The sequence below is a fragment of the bacterium genome (assembly GCA_037143175.1).
Lineage (GTDB): Bacteria > Verrucomicrobiota > Kiritimatiellia > CAIKKV01 > CAITUY01 > JAABPW01.
Genome location: JBAWZF010000003.1, coordinates 111,196 through 126,324 on the forward strand (window position 1 = coordinate 111,196; position 15,129 = coordinate 126,324).

Consider the following 15,129-nt stretch of genomic DNA (forward strand, 5'->3'; position numbering starts at 1 on the left):
CCCTGTGTGCCCTGATCCCCGACAGGAATTAGCAGAAATCATCAACCAGACTTCAGTTTACCTGAATGAGTTGAAAGCAGAGGGCGTTAATAAGATCGAGGTCAGTTTGGCCTCGGTGGCGAAAGCTCAGGCGCCAAAAAAGAAGACCGCACCCCTTACAATTCCAGCCCCAGTTCCTGCCTCAAAAACGGTCGAGAGAAGGGGCGTAACGGTTACTGCCAGAATGGAAAATGACATGGCCAAGATAGCATTAGAAATCGCGGGATGTACAAAATGTTCATTGCATAAGACGCGTATCCAGACTGTGCCGGGTCAGGGGAATGCTAAGCGTCCTGAAATCATGTTCATTGGCGAAGCGCCTGGTGCTGATGAGGATGAGCAGGGGCTTGCGTTTGTGGGGCGGGCTGGCCAGTTGGTCACCAAGATGATTACGGCGATGGGATTCACGAGGGAAGAGGTTTTTATTGCCAATATCTTGAAGTGCAGGCCACCGGATAATCGGGCGCCCACCCCTGAAGAGATGGCTATTTGCATTCCCTATCTGAAGCGTCAGATTGCTGAAGTTCAGCCGAAGGTGATTGTGGCACTGGGGGCAACGGCGGTTCTGGGCTTGCTCAACCTGACGGGAATCAGTCAACTCCGCGGCAAATGGTTGAAGTTTGAAGGGATCGATTTGATACCAACGTATCATCCGTCATATCTGCTTCGTAATCCTGTGATGAAAAGAGATGCGTGGCTGGATTTGCAATCGGTATTGAAACGTCTCGGGCGTCCTCTGCCCCCGGTGAAGCGGTAAGAGCCCATGCGAGTCAAATCCCCATCCTCGCTGTTGGCCTGGCGACGGCAATCCAATGAATCTGTGGTTGTGGTGACAGGCTCTTTTGATATTTTTCAACCTGGCAATCTTGAGGTTCTGAGGCAGGCGAGTTTGCTGGCGAAGCGAATCGTTGTGGTGGTGGAGCCTGATGATGTGGTGGCCGCGCATAGCTCTCCGGGACGGCCGCAAAACAAACTTGAGACCCGTGTGGAGATGGTCTCTTATCTGCGCCATGTACAGGCTGTGACGAGTTTTCCGGTGGCGGAGGCGAATGCTTTTTTCGCCGGCTTAAAACCGTTTATCTGGGTAACCGCCAAAACTCAAACCGCATCGGAGGCCTATGCAAAAGCTCTTTTCGTTTCGGCGGAACGGGTGGTTGAGGTAGCGTCTCAGAGGGGATGTTTTACGGAAGATATCATTTTAGCGATGGCTGAGAATCGAACCCCCGTCAAGCTGCCTCCGGCGTGGGGTGCGGAAGCCCTGGAATCGAGCGTCACTCCGGTGTCGGTAACTGTGAATGGGTGTTTCGACATTTTGCACATCGGGCATTTGCGTTTTCTGGCGGAGGCCCGGGCATTGGGGGACAGGCTAACGGTATTGATCAACAGTGATGCTTCGGTCGCGCGGTATAAAGGGGCGACGCGGCCGGTGTTCCCTGAGACGTTCAGGGCCGAGGCACTCAAAGCGTTGAGATGTGTTGATGATGTTTTGGTTTTTGCCGGGGACAATCCGCTTGATGAGATCCGGCAACTCCGTCCGCTGATTCATGTAAAAGGTGGTTCCTATGAGCCTGAGCGGGTGCGAGCAGAGCGCGAGTTGGTTGAAAGTTGGGGTGGGCGTTTAGTGTGCACGGCGATGGTTGAGGGTTTTAGCACGACCGACTTCATTAGAAAAGCTCTGGGCGCCAAAGCTACTATTTTGATATGATATCCACATGAGGGACGAGATGAAAGAAATTGAAGAGGCTGATCTTGTGGAAATGGATTTCCTCGAGAAGGTGGCTGCTCGTTTACCTGAAGATGAGGATGTCCTTTTAGCTTTGGGAGATATCTATACCCGGGCAGGCCGATATGAGGATGGCCTTCGAATTGACAGGAGCCTTGTCAAACTGATGCCTGAAGAGTCCTCCATCTGGTACAATCTTGCCTGTAGTCTGGCCTTGCTGAATGTGCGCGAAGAAGCGCTGGCATCCCTGCGGCGGGCCGTGGAACTGGGCTATCAGGATCATGAATGGATGAGTTGTGATAGTGACCTCCGGAATATCCGTGATGAAAAGGCCTTTACGGCTCTCCTGAAAACGATTACCGCCCCGAAGTCGAATAAGTCACTGGACTCCTGAGGCGGAATCGCTCAATTGATAAACCCCTCACCCTAGCCCCAGCCCTCAAGGGGAGAGGGACTAGAAAATCGACCGAGTTTCTTTCTGCTTCCTCTCCCCTTGAGGGAGAGGATTGAGGTGAGGGGTATTGAGGTCGTATATGACATAATGTCATTCCTTGTCTAGACTGCGTGCCATTCTGTCTCTTATCTGCTGTGGGGTATTGTCCCCATTGTATTTTGTAAAATATTCTTTATAAACGTCTTATAAAGATAATGTCATCGACTGAATGAAGTGGAACAGCTGTTGCTATCTTCAACAGCTAGTTGTGTATATCGCACGATGAGATCATGGAAAAGGACAGGATGTGACCTATGTTTGACTTAAGCAAATTAACGCAAAAGGCTCAGGAAGCCATGCAGATGGCGCAGGAAAAAGCAGTGAGATGCAGCCACCAGGAGTTGGATGGTGAGCATTTGCTGTTAAGTCTGCTGGAGCAGGAGGATGGGTTGGCCTCGAAGTTAATTGAGCGGCTAGGGGTACGGCCTGCTGAATTACGTGCTCGTGTGGAGGAGGCGCTGGATAAGTTCCCGAAGGTGAAAGGCACCGTTACGGAGGCTGGCAAGGTATATGTGACTCAGCGGCTTAACCAACTCTTGGTGAAAGCTGGGGATGAGGCGAAGCGGTTGAAGGATGAATATATCTCGGTTGAGCACTTATTGTTGGCCTTTCTGGACGAGGGCAAGGGGACGGCCTCGGGTAAAATTCTCGCGCAGATGGGGATTGATCGTGCCCGGTTCCTGGAGGCGCTTACGGCTGTGCGAGGTCACCAGCGGGTGACCAGTGCCACTCCTGAAGGAGCCTATGAAGCCTTGCAGAAATACGGCATAGATTTGGTCGAGATGGCGAAGCAGAACAAACTTGATCCGGTCATTGGGCGCGATATGGAAATCCGCAGCGTGATCCGGATTCTTTCCCGAAAGACAAAGAATAACCCCGTTTTGATAGGTGAACCCGGGGTTGGGAAAACGGCCATTGTGGAGGGTTTGGCACATCGGATTCTGAGAGGCGATGTACCGGAGGGACTCAAGGATCGCACCATTTTCGCGCTGGATATGACAGCCCTGATGGCGGGGGCCAAATATCGGGGCGAGTTTGAGGAACGGCTTAAGGCAGTGCTTACCGAGATCAAGGCGGCTGAAGGCCGGATTATTCTGTTTATTGATGAGCTTCACACGATTGTAGGTGCAGGGAAGACGGAAGGATCGTCGGATGCAGGGAATATGCTCAAGCCCATGCTGGCACGCGGTGAGTTGCATTGTATTGGGGCCACGACGCTGGATGAATATCGCAAATATATCGAGAAAGACGCCGCTTTGGAAAGGCGCTTCCAGCCGATCCTGGTAGAGGCGCCATCGGTGGAAGATACGCTTTCGATTCTCCGAGGACTAAAAGACCGGTTTGAGGTGCATCATGGCGTGCGGATCACGGATTCTGCACTTGTGGCATCTGCTGTTCTTTCAGATCGTTATATCAGTGACCGGTTTTTGCCTGACAAGGCTATTGATCTGATGGATGAGGCTTGTGCCTCGATCCGCACGGAGATCGATTCCATGCCGGCGGAGTTGGATGAAATTACCCGCAAGGTGATGCGGCTGGAAATCGAGGAAACGGCGCTCAAAAAGGAAAAAGACGAGGGAAGTAAGGAGCGTTTGAAGGTGCTTCGGAAAGAGTTGGCGGATCTCAAGACCGCCTGTGACACCATGCGGGCTCAGTGGTCGAATGAGAAAAGCGCTATCGCCGGAGTTCAGTCTGTCCGTGAAGACCTTGAAAAAGCACGGAGGGAAAGCGAAGAAGCCGAACGTAAATACGATCTCGACCGGTTGGCGAAATTACGCCATGGCGTGATTCCGGATCTTGAGAAGAAACTCAGCACTCTCCAAAAAACAGCGGCGGGGACAACCGAAAGCCGCTCCATGTTACGGGAAGAAGTTACCGAGGAGGAGATTGCCGAAGTGGTGTCCCGATGGTCTGGCGTTCCGCTAACTAAACTGCTTCAGGGTGATCGGGAAAAGCTGCTGAAGCTAGGTGACGTGTTGCACGAGAATGTGATTGGGCAGGATGAGGCCGTTCAGGTCGTGGCAGATGCGGTGTTGCGGGCGAGGGCGGGGATCAAGAATCCCAAGCGGCCTGTAGGGGCTTTCCTCTTTCTGGGGCCAACAGGTGTGGGAAAAACGGAGTTGGCGAAGGTGCTGGCCACAACCCTTTTTGATTCGGAAGACCATCTGATCCGGATCGATATGAGTGAGTATATGGAGAAGCATACGGTTTCCCGGCTGGTTGGAGCGCCTCCGGGATATGTGGGATATGAGGAAGGAGGACAACTGACTGAGGCCGTCCGTCGTAAGCCGTATGCGGTTATTCTGCTGGATGAAATTGAGAAGGCGCATCATGATGTTTTTAACATTCTGCTACAGATTCTGGACGATGGCCGGTTAACGGATTCCCATGGGCGAACCGTAAACTTTAAAAATTCGATCATTATTATGACCAGTAATATCGGGTCGCCGATCTTGTTGGAAGGGATTGGGGCTGATGGCCAAATCAAAGAGGCGGCCCGGCTCGATGTGATGGAAGAGTTGCGGCAGAGTTTCCGGCCAGAATTTCTCAACCGTTTGGACGATGTAGTGTTATTCAAGCCATTAACGTTGGAAGAGATCGGCCGAATTGTGGATCTCCAGATGGGCGAATTGCGGACACGGCTCGGGGAGCAGCGCATGGAACTTAAGGTGACCGATGGGGCTCGTGAGTTGTTGGCGAGGGAAGGGTATAGCCCGGTATATGGGGCGCGTCCTTTGAAGCGGCTGATTCAGGTGCTAGTTGAGACCCCCCTTGCCCGTTTGGTCGTGGCGGGGACTATAAAGGGAGGTCAAACGGTAAAGGTCGGGGTAAAGAAGGGCGAGATCGAGATTCTTGTGGAATAATTCTACTTATTATTCCACGGGTCTTTAGAGAAAACCGAGCAGATCGAGGCACAGACTCCGACGAGAAGGAGAATACCGCCAATGTTGAAGAATATCATCAGCATGGGGTGTGCTGTCCGGAACGAATCTGCAACGTTAATACTTTGACTTGATCCGAAAGAGGTTGCCGCCATCAAGGACTGGTTGGTGATCAGCAGCAGTGCTGCTATCGGCATGATTATAACATTCTTTGTCTTCATGGCGAATAAAGTGCATGTATTTGAACATTTGCACAATCGGGGTAACCCTGATTATGTATCAGGGAATTGCTCATAGCGGCAGAGAGGTGGAGCCGACGTCCCGGCGGTTGCATTTGGCGGCAAGAAAGAAAATGCGTTCACCGGGGACGTCGATCGCCACCTTGAGGGATCTGACATGCGTTAGATTGAAAAAAAACGAATCTGAAATTCGCTTGTCTTTCTGTTCCAAGGTTACTACACTCCGCCCCCAAATTTAGGGGCGGCAGGAGGGGTAGTGCAAAAGGCCCTCACCCCAATCCTCTTTCGTGGCGAGAGAGGTTCAAAACAGTAAAACAAGGAAAAGATATGTCGACTATACCGACCAAAAATCAAAAGCTGATCAACTGGGTTAACGAAATGGCCAAGCTGACCAAAGCGGCCAATGTCTATTGGTGCGACGGGTCGCAGGCCGAATATGACCGGCTTTGCCAGGAGATGGTGAAGGCTGGAACTTTTACTCCGCTCAACCAGAAGTTGCGTCCTGGCTGTTTTCTTGCCCGCTCCCATGCCAGTGATGTGGCACGTGTGGAAGATCGCACCTATATCTGCTCCAAGACGAAAGAAGATGCCGGTCCTACGAATAATTGGGCGGATCCTGCCGAGATGAAGAAGCTTATGACTGGTTTATACACCGGTTGTATGCAAGGACGAACCATGTATGTGATTCCTTTCTCAATGGGTCCCTTGGATTCGCCAATTGCCAAAATCGGAATTGAACTGACGGATTCCGCCTATGTGGTGGTCAATATGCGCATCATGACCCGTATGGGAAGCGCCGTGTTGAATAAGTTGGACGCTACTGGCAGTTTCATTGAGTGTATGCACTCGGTTGGCGCGCCGCTTCAACCCGGGCAGCAGGATCTTCCATGGCCCTGCGAGCCAGATCCCGCCAAGAAATATATTGTTCACTTCCCTGAAGAGCAGTCGATCATGTCCTACGGGTCGGGTTACGGTGGCAATGCCTTGTTGGGTAAAAAGTGTCTGGCATTGCGTATTGCCTCCTCAATTGCCCGTAAAGAGGGTTGGATGGCCGAACATATGGTGATTCTGGCCCTGACTTCGCCTGCCGGAAAGAAGTATTACATTAGCGCAGCATTCCCGAGTGCCTGCGGCAAGACCAATCTGGCTATGATGCAGCCGAGTTTGCCGGGGTGGTCGGTTAAGTGTCTGGGTGACGATATCGCCTGGATTCGCGTGGGTGAAGATGGCCGCCTGTTTGCGATGAACCCGGAATCCGGCTTCTTCGGTGTGGCGCCGGGCACCTCGGCCCAGTCGAATCCCCATGCGATGACGACGATTAAGGCCAATACGATTTTCACCAACGTGGCGTTGACGCCCGAGGGTGATATCTGGTGGGAAGATATGGGCATTCCGGCCCCGGCCAAGGCGATTGACTGGGAAGGTAAGGATTGGACCCCGGATTGCGGTCGCAAGGCGGCGCATCCGAATGCCCGGTTCACAGCGCCTGCGGAACAGTGTCCGGTGGTGGATGCCGACTGGCAGAATCCGGCCGGTGTGCCGATCTCGGCGTTCCTGTTTGGTGGGCGTCGTCCTTCCACCATCCCTCTGGTAAATGAAGCTTTCACCTGGGAACATGGTGTATTCATGGGTTCTTCAACGGGGTCGGAGACCACTGCGGCGGCGCTCGGCAAAGCCGGGGTTCTGCGGCGTGATCCGTTCGCCATGTTGCCGTTCTGCGGCTATAACATGGGTGACTACTTCGCCCACTGGCTGGACATGGCGAAGAAGACCAAGCGCGAAAAGTTGCCCAAGGTATTCTTTGTCAACTGGTTCCGTAAAAGCCCTGAAGGCAAGTGGTTGTGGCCTGGATACGGCGACAACAGCCGCGTGCTCAAATGGATCTGCGAGCGTATCGATGGCACTGGGAAGGCGGTCAAGTCCCCGATTGGGTATCTGCCTACCGAGGATGGTTTGGATGTGTCCGGGCTGAAGATTACGCCGGAAGACATCAAGCAGTTGTTGGCAGTCGATCCTGAAGGCTGGAAGAATGAGATAGCTGACATTAACACCAATTACGAGAAGTTCGGCACCCATCTCCCTGCGGCCTTGAAGCAGGAATTGGAAGGCTTGAAGCAGCGTTTGGGTTAAGTCATTGTGTTTGAGAAAAGTCGAAGCAGCGTCGGGAAACCGGCGCTGCTTTTTTTGGTTAGATGGTTTTTTTGTAGTAGTTCTCGAACCTCGTCTGTAGCTTCAGGGAAGTCAGGTAATTCAGTAAGACGAAGGCAAGTTGTTTACCGCTGCCGAGTGATATATAAGAACATTTCTTGCAGAACTCAATATTGCGTCGGCCTTCAATGTGGGCCTTCCTGAAACTCTGGATCGCTTCGCCGTTCCAAACCTCCGCCAATGTGTTTTGTTGAACGTTTCCAAACACCACATCACCATCGTAATCGTTGCAACACGGCACAACATTGCCGTTCCAGTGAATAACCATTGTCCGCCACGGCCAATCGCATAGATTGTCGAAATATACCTTTTTTGCCGAGTCCGGGTGCAGTTTGTCGAAATCTTCATTTTCTCCGTTCCAGACATTGAACGGTTTAAGCCAGACGTGCGCCCCGAGCTCTTGCCACTTCTTGCGGAACGTCAGCGCCTCATGCTTGTTAAGCGACATATAGATCAGTTGACAGACGCAAAACATATCAATGTGGCGTTGTCTGACCTTTTTCAGGAACTCCTCGACGTTCTTTACTGTTTTCTGGAAATCACCCCCGACGCGCAACTGACGGTAAGTCTCCTCGTTAACGGCGTCGAGGCTGAATATTATTAAATCCAGGCCGCTGTCCAATAATTTGTCGCTTCTGTTGGCATCTAGTAGCGTCGCATTTGTTGAGAGAAACGTTCTGATTCCGCGCGACTTGAAGGTAGCAACGATCTTATCGAGTTGCGGGTGCATGACGCTCTCCCCCCAAGCTTGCAAGAGAACAAACTGAACATGCCCTTCCGCTTCCGCCGCTATCTTCTCGACAACTGACATAGACATGAATCCGACTTTACGTTCCATGTCCTTCGTCCGGGGACACATTGGGCAGCTGAGATTGCATGAGTTGGTAGGCTCAAGATGCAGTAACGTGGGCAAGCCCGAGGTCTGAACTTGCTTTTGTCGGTAATCCAGAACAGATCGGTAACGATTGATCAATGGGGTGGCCATGATATTCCTTTTCTAATGGTTTATACAATCATGCTTGCGTTTTTGACTCGGCTCTGACAGCATTTTAAAGAACGGCAGCGCATGTCCAGTACAATTCACACACATGCATGTACCACTGAGAAAGAAATTTCTAAATCAAAAAATCATGATCAATACCACGGTCGCACGCAAACATCAGGGTATCTTTTCCGAAATTAGGAGAGTTTTTGATCAGCGGAATCTCGATAGCCTGATACTCTTCGTCACTAACTCGTGTAATCTGCGTTGTGGTTTTTGTTGTTATGCGGAAAACAGGAACCAGTCCCGTGACATTTCTTTAGATAACCTGCTGACCCTCAGCCGGACGATGCCAGCCTTCCGGGCTCTGTTGATATCGGGGGGCGAGCCCTTTATGCGGCATAGGCTGGAGGATATCATGCTGGCATTCTGCCGTAACAACGGCGTACAGGCGATCTATGTCCCGACAAACGGTTGGTTCTCCGACCTCTCGGTTGACACCTGCCGCAAGTTTCTCGAGCAGGAGAAGTCCGCCATGCTGACGATCAGTTTCTCCGTGGACGGCATGGAGGAAACCCACGACCGTTTGCGCGGTAAGAGCGGTGCTTTTGCCAATCTTTGTAAGACCATCGAAAAACTTTCCCCGTTGCGGGATCAATTTGCGAACCTGCGCTTACGCATTAGCAGTGTTGTGACTGCTGAAAATGTCGACGAAATACCTGAGACGCTTAAGTTTTTTCGCGATCGTTACATCCTTGATGAACACTCGCTTGAGATCGTGAGAGATTCCTATTGGAAAACCGCAAATCATGGTTCTGTCGAACGAAAAAACATAGTGGATAGATACCTGTCGCTCCTGAACCAGGCGCACGAGATGTACTCCGGCAAACACCGTACCTCGGGACGGAGCGTGCTTGGTGATGTTCCTGCAAGTTTGACTAATCTCGCTTTGTACTCACTTAACCGTGCCATGGCGCAAATCAAACGAGATCGAATTATGGGGAAACTCTGGCCTTTCCCTTGTGTTGCCGGACGCACGATACTCGTTGTAAATGGTTCTGGCAGCCTTCGCGCATGTGAGCATCGCGATGAGGTTTTGGATTTGAACCCATTAGATTTTGATTTTCAAAAGGCCATGGCCACAGGCGCCATAGCTAAGGAATGTGCTCGGATAGCGGTGGATCGCTGTGACTGCATTCATGGCTGTTTTGTCGGCAACAGCCTCCAGCATTCTCCTTGCGCCGTCCTGACCCGGGTTGCGCCTCAAGCCATAAAGAGACTGTTTTTGCGGTTTCTGCATTGATTCAGGGAAACCATTGCCAAGCAATCCATCACCACATAAAAAGGTCGCCATGAAAAGAGTCATGTGTTTTTCTTCCTGTTCGACAAATTTGCGCTATCAGGCATGTGTACGCATTATGCGCGAACAGGGCATAGAGGTAATCGTTTCCAAGCCTCACCGCTCGCCAGGTTCCCTCATGGAGCTTTTTGTGACCATCTTTCCTAACTGCTGGATCGCCTTAACATGCCGTGCCGATTTGGCCGGGGGGTTTAAGCCGCATTTAAATGTTACTTTGCCCCTTCTGATCGCCAAACTTCGAGGCATTCCCACATGGCTTGATGTGGACGATCTTTGTCATGCTTATCTGACGGGATGGATGAGTAAGTTGTTAGAGATTATACAGAAACCGTTTCCGCGCTTCTACAGTATGGTCAGTTACCATAATAACAATCTGCGCAACTTTCTGGTGGATGAGCGGGGGGTACGGCCTGAGCGAATATTTCGAGTCGAACAAGGCGTTGACTGCACTTTGTTTAACGGCAATGCAGATAAAGGCCAAATAGCGGCCATTCGGAGTCGCTACGCCCTGGATGGAAAGCCGGTGGCCGTCTATACCGCCCATCTCAACGTTGCCAGCGATCTTGAGCCTGTGATGCAAACATGGCGAAAAGTGCTGTGCGATATACCGGATGCCACACTGCTCATTGTAGGTGGCGGGCCTCTTCGGCAACATTTCGAGCAAATGGCTAAACAATATGAACTCTCCCAGCATCTTCACTTCATCGGGGAGGTTCGCCATAACGAAGTCCCTTCGTACTTTGCCGTGGCAGATGTGGCCTTAGTCTACTTTTCCGAGCGTCTGGTAAACAAATATCGATGCTCTCTGAAACTCCGCGAGTACTTTGCCGCCGGAGTAAAGGTGGTGTGCAACGACTTTGCTGAATTCAAAGATTACGACCACCTGACATATCAGTCGGATTCCCGGATAGATTCCTTCGCCGCCATGATCGTATCTGTCCTGCGAAACGGCGGCGACGGGCGCGAACGCACAGCCCAGGAATACACTCGAAAACACCTTCATTGGCCTCTCATTGTCGGATCCATGGTGGCAGAGATTAACAGACGGATTCAGAGATAAATCTCCCGGGTTTACTCCATTTTAGATAAGTTAATGCCCTAAATTAGCGGTTGTTTCTAGTTTAGAGTTTCTGGCATCATGGAGCTTATGCGGCTTTCGATAGTAATTCCGGCTCATAATGAAGAAAACAGGATCGGTCCCATGCTGGAGGCCTATCTGCCCTACTTTACTTCGCGATACCAGAATGAGGTAGAATTTCTGGTGGTAGTGAATGGGTCCACAGATCGAACCGACCAGATTGTCGCTTCCTTTGCCAGTCGTTTCCCCGGCCTGAAGGCCATCATTGAACCCAAGCCCATTGGGAAAGGTGGGGCCTTGATGGTGGGGTTTAGCGAGGCCCGTGGTGAGTTAATCGGCTTTGTAGATGCCGATGGCGCCACGCCGCCGCAAGCCTTTCAAGATCTGGTGGACAATATCGGGGAGTCGGGTGCGATCATCGCCTCCCGCTGGGCCAAAGGGGCCCAAGTCAGTCCGCGTCAACCGTTGGATCGGCGGGTGGTCTCCCGGATTTTTAATTTAATGACCCGCGCGTTGTTTGGCCTACGGCTGACCGATACCCAATGCGGGGCCAAATTGATGCGGCGTGAAGCCGTTCAGACCATATTGTCACGTCTGGGCATCACTCAATGGGCGTTTGATGTAGATCTGCTGTTCCAACTCCGCCGGGCGGGCTTCAAGATCAGGGAGATTCCCACGACCTGGCACGATGTTGAAGGCTCCAAGGTTCATGTGGGGAGTGCCTCGCAGGAAATGATGATGGCGCTGATCCGCTTACGTTTGATCTATTCGCCATTTAAATGGGTTGTGGACTTTTATGATCGGGTACTTGGGCCTTGGATTCATCCCGTGGGCATGGTACGTGACCATCTTTTGACGCATAGTCTAGTTCTATTCATTGGCGCCCAGTTTAGTAATATCTGTAATCTTTTATTTCAAGTCACCATGGCGCGGATGCTGGGGAATACTGAATATGGCGTGCTGTCCGCCATTCTCGGCGCGCTCATGATGCTCGGGATGCCGCTGGCGTCCTTAGGTGGCGGGGTGACGCATTTTACGGCACTGTTTATGGCCGGGAATGAGCGGGATAAAATCAAGGCCATGATGGCCGCCTTGACGCGGGATTTATTGATACCCGCTCTGCTTCTGATAATGGTGGCGCTCTTGGCCCGGCAGGAGCTGATGGCCGCCTTTAAGATTGATTCGCCGGTGCCGATCTATCTGGCGATTGGCGCCGTCGTTGTGGGGCTATTGGGGGCCATTCCTGGTGGTGTATTGTCTGGGATGCAGGCCTTTAAGTGGGGTGCCCTGATTGGAAATGGAGCTGCAGTACTGAGGTTGATCGCGGGACTTGTCCTAGCGCTGATGGGGCTGGGTGCTGTTGGAGGTTTGACCGCGCATGTGGTGGGGTTGTTGGTGTCTGTGGCGCTTTCCCTTGTGATATGTGGCGCTTTACTGGGACGGGCAAGTGTATCTCTGGCGCGGCCGACAGGGATTTATGCCTACATGGGCGGCTACATGGCGGCATTTACAGCCTACGGGGTCTTGTCTGGTGCTGACCTGCTTCTGGTTAAGTATTATTTCTCACCGGAGCAGGCGGGCGTTTTTTCAAAAGCGGCTATGGTGGCGAGAATGGTCTTTTTTCTGCCAGGCCCGGTCTGTTCAGCCATGTTCCCAAAAGTAACCTCCGGGGGAGAGTCATCACAGGCAACGACCAGGACTTTATACAAGGCCATGGTAGTGACGGGCCTGATTGTGGCGTCCATGGGCCTGGTCTTTCTGGCGTTCCCTGGTTTTATCCTCAAGATTTTGGTGAAAGAGGCGCAGCCCGGACAGATTGAAATCCTGAGGGGGATGGTTCTGGCGCTGACCCCGTTGACCATGGTCATGGTACTGCTGAATTATGAACTGGCTCAGCGGCGGTTCAGGATTATGATTCCACTGTTCATTTGTGCGGCGGGATATTTGTTTGGTGTGGCATACTGGCATGAAACACTTTTACAGGTGGTCGCGGTGCTGGCCGCGGCGTCAGTGGCTGCATTGTTGGGTTGTTTGGCGTATTTGCGGGGTAGTGAACACCCTCACCCCAACCCTCTCCCCTGAAAGGAGAGGGGGCAATACTCGGTAAATTTGAGGAAAGATAAAATTATGGCAAATCCGAATGAGCTGCGCGCAGAGATCTTGAAATTAGTTGAAGCGTATCATGCCGAGAAGTTTCAAAAGAAGGCGCCCTTTACGCCCGGACAAGATCTTGTCCATTATGCCGGGCGCGTATTTGATGGTGATGAGATGTGCAAGCTTGTGGACTCAAGCCTTGATTTTTTTCTCACCGCAGGTCGGTATTCTGAGGAGTTCGAGGCGAACTTCGCCGAGAAGCTTGGGGTGTCGAATGCGTTGTTGGTCAATTCTGGATCCTCTGCGAACCTGATTGCACTTACCACCTTGACGTCTCCAAAACTGGGTCATCGGCGCCTCAAGCCCGGTGATGAGGTGATTACGGTTGCGGCGGGGTTCCCCACAACTTTGGCGCCCATTTTACAGAATCAGCTAATTCCTGTTTTCATTGATGTTAATTTGGGCGATTACACGGCAATTCCGGAGCGTATTGCCGAGGCGATCGGGTCGAAAACGCGGGCTATAATGATGGCACACACATTGGGGGTTCCATTTGATCTTGATGTGGTGATGGCACTGGCAAAGAAACATGATTTGTGGGTGGTTGAGGATAATTGTGATGCTCTGGGCTCGTTGTATCGCAATCAATGGACCGGTTCATTTGGCCACATTGCCTCGCATTCGTTCTATCCTGCGCATCACATTACGATGGGTGAGGGTGGATGTGTGGTTACCAATGACGATGAATTGGCCCGTATTGCCTGTTCTTATCGTGACTGGGGGCGCGACTGTTACTGTTCAGGAGGAGAGAACAATACCTGTGGGAAGCGGTTCAGTCAGCAATTCGGGACGCTTCCACTGGGCTATGACCACAAGTATGTTTACAGTCATATCGGATACAATTTGAAGGTGACTGATATGCAGGCAGCGATTGGCTGTGCCCAGCTCGGGAAGCTGGATGACTTTGTAATCCGGCGGAAAGCGAATTTTGCCACACTCTCAGTATTGTTAAAGCCGTTTGAAGATCGGTTGTTGCTTCCCAAGGCAACACCGAACTCGGATCCCTCCTGGTTCGCTTTCCCGATTACGGTGCGGCCGGATGCTGGATTCACTCGTAACGAGTTGACGCAATATCTTGAAAGCAAGAAGATAGAAACGCGTAACCTGTTTAGCGGTAATTTGTTGCGACATCCGGCGTTTGCCAATATCCCACATCGCGTCGTCGGGGATTTAAACAACACGGATATGATTACAACAAATACTTTTTTCATCGGTGTGTATCCGGGGCTTACCGTGGATCATATGAAGTACATGGCCGATATGGTTAAAAAGTTTATTAATTGATGTGTATTCATGTTTCGCCTACAATGCCTACATGAAAACGATGCAGTATACAATCAGGGGAATACCCGCACGCTTTGATGCGGTGGTGCGGCAAGAGGCAAAGGTTTCGCATCAATCAATGAATGCGATTTTACTTCAAGTTTTGGCGCGAGGGCTAAATTTAGGGACGGAGCCGATTCGATTTAATGATCTTGATGACCTGGCAGGCTCATGGGTGAAAGATCCGGAATTTGATAGGGCGATGGCTGACATGGATAAGGTTGATAAGGCGATGTGGCAATGAGAATTGCGATTGACACCAATGTTTACCGGGCTTTTTGTGAGGGACTGAGTTCTGCTGTTGAGCACTTTGCTCAGGCTGTTGAGATCCATATTCCTTATGTAGTCCTTGCGGAATTGAGGGCTGGCTTTTTATGCGGCACTGTGGCGAAGAAGAATGAGCGGATTCTAATTCAATTTCTTAATCGGCCACGCGTTAGAATTCTTTTGCCGGATGAGGCGACAACGCATCATTATGCGAGAGTATTCGCCCAGCTTCGTGCTCAAGGAACGCCAATCCCGACCAATGATATGTGGATTGCTGCGCTGGTGCTCCAGCACGATCTTCAGCTCTATTCGCGGGATAGTCATTTCGACAACCTCCCGCAGATTCCGAGATTGATCCTGTAAAACACTATTATGCCTACT

General features: G+C 51.5%; 13 protein-coding genes. 11 read left to right on the forward strand and 2 right to left on the reverse strand.

Going from position 1 to position 15,129, the window contains the following annotated elements:
- Window positions 1-4 precede the first annotated feature (4 nt).
- From WCI03_02280 to clpB, 4 genes are all read left to right on the forward strand, one after another.
- Entirely contained in the window at window positions 5-796 is a 792-nt protein-coding gene (locus WCI03_02280) for a uracil-DNA glycosylase (GenBank protein ID MEI8138676.1), read from the forward strand.
- A 6-nt stretch (window positions 797-802) separates the two neighbouring features.
- A complete protein-coding gene (locus WCI03_02285; GenBank protein MEI8138677.1) occupies window positions 803-1,744 on the forward strand; it encodes an adenylyltransferase/cytidyltransferase family protein in 942 nt (313 codons plus the stop codon).
- A gap of 19 nt (window positions 1,745-1,763) precedes the next feature.
- Window positions 1,764-2,156 (forward strand): hypothetical protein, encoded by a 393-nt coding sequence (locus WCI03_02290; GenBank protein ID MEI8138678.1) that lies wholly within the window; start codon window positions 1,764-1,766, stop codon window positions 2,154-2,156.
- A 353-nt stretch (window positions 2,157-2,509) separates the two neighbouring features.
- Window positions 2,510-5,119, forward strand: coding sequence for an ATP-dependent chaperone ClpB (clpB, locus tag WCI03_02295; protein ID MEI8138679.1), 2,610 nt, complete (start codon window positions 2,510-2,512; stop codon window positions 5,117-5,119).
- 2 nt (window positions 5,120-5,121) lie between these two features.
- Here clpB and WCI03_02300 read toward each other — a convergent pair whose 3' ends face one another.
- On the reverse strand, window positions 5,122-5,358 hold the full coding sequence (locus WCI03_02300; protein MEI8138680.1) for a hypothetical protein: 237 nt from the start codon (window positions 5,356-5,358) through the stop codon (window positions 5,122-5,124).
- Window positions 5,359-5,559: 201 nt separating this feature from the next.
- On the opposite strand from WCI03_02300, the gene WCI03_02305 reads away from it, so the two are divergent.
- Window positions 5,560-7,506, forward strand: coding sequence for a phosphoenolpyruvate carboxykinase (GTP) (locus tag WCI03_02305; protein ID MEI8138681.1), 1,947 nt, complete (start codon window positions 5,560-5,562; stop codon window positions 7,504-7,506).
- 58 nt (window positions 7,507-7,564) lie between these two features.
- On the opposite strand, the gene WCI03_02310 is transcribed toward WCI03_02305, so the two are convergent.
- Window positions 7,565-8,569 carry a radical SAM/SPASM domain-containing protein gene (locus tag WCI03_02310; protein MEI8138682.1) on the reverse strand — a complete coding sequence of 335 codons (1,005 nt, stop codon included), beginning with the start codon at window positions 8,567-8,569 and terminating at the stop codon, window positions 7,565-7,567.
- Between the two features lie 145 nt (window positions 8,570-8,714).
- Here WCI03_02310 and WCI03_02315 point away from each other — a divergent pair, with 145 nt between their 5' ends.
- The 6 genes from WCI03_02315 to WCI03_02340 all read left to right on the forward strand — a co-directional run bounded on the left by WCI03_02315 (window position 8,715) and on the right by WCI03_02340 (window position 15,111).
- Window positions 8,715-9,869 carry a radical SAM protein gene (locus tag WCI03_02315; protein MEI8138683.1) on the forward strand — a complete coding sequence of 385 codons (1,155 nt, stop codon included), beginning with the start codon at window positions 8,715-8,717 and terminating at the stop codon, window positions 9,867-9,869.
- Between the two features lie 49 nt (window positions 9,870-9,918).
- Window positions 9,919-10,986: a glycosyltransferase gene (locus WCI03_02320; protein MEI8138684.1), complete on the forward strand. Its 1,068-nt coding sequence runs from the start codon at window positions 9,919-9,921 to the stop codon at window positions 10,984-10,986.
- A gap of 87 nt (window positions 10,987-11,073) precedes the next feature.
- Window positions 11,074-13,086, forward strand: a complete 2,013-nt coding sequence (locus tag WCI03_02325) for a glycosyltransferase (GenBank protein ID MEI8138685.1) — start codon at window positions 11,074-11,076, stop codon at window positions 13,084-13,086.
- A gap of 45 nt (window positions 13,087-13,131) precedes the next feature.
- The gene (gene rfbH, locus WCI03_02330) at window positions 13,132-14,442 is read left to right on the forward strand and encodes a lipopolysaccharide biosynthesis protein RfbH (protein MEI8138686.1); all 1,311 of its coding nucleotides are present in this window, start codon (window positions 13,132-13,134) and stop codon (window positions 14,440-14,442) included.
- A gap of 31 nt (window positions 14,443-14,473) precedes the next feature.
- Entirely contained in the window at window positions 14,474-14,725 is a 252-nt protein-coding gene (locus WCI03_02335; GenBank protein MEI8138687.1) for a hypothetical protein, read from the forward strand.
- Window positions 14,722-15,111 carry a type II toxin-antitoxin system VapC family toxin gene (locus tag WCI03_02340; protein MEI8138688.1) on the forward strand — a complete coding sequence of 130 codons (390 nt, stop codon included), beginning with the start codon at window positions 14,722-14,724 and terminating at the stop codon, window positions 15,109-15,111. The genes WCI03_02335 and WCI03_02340 overlap by 4 nt, the downstream gene beginning before the upstream one ends.
- Window positions 15,112-15,129 lie beyond the last annotated feature (18 nt).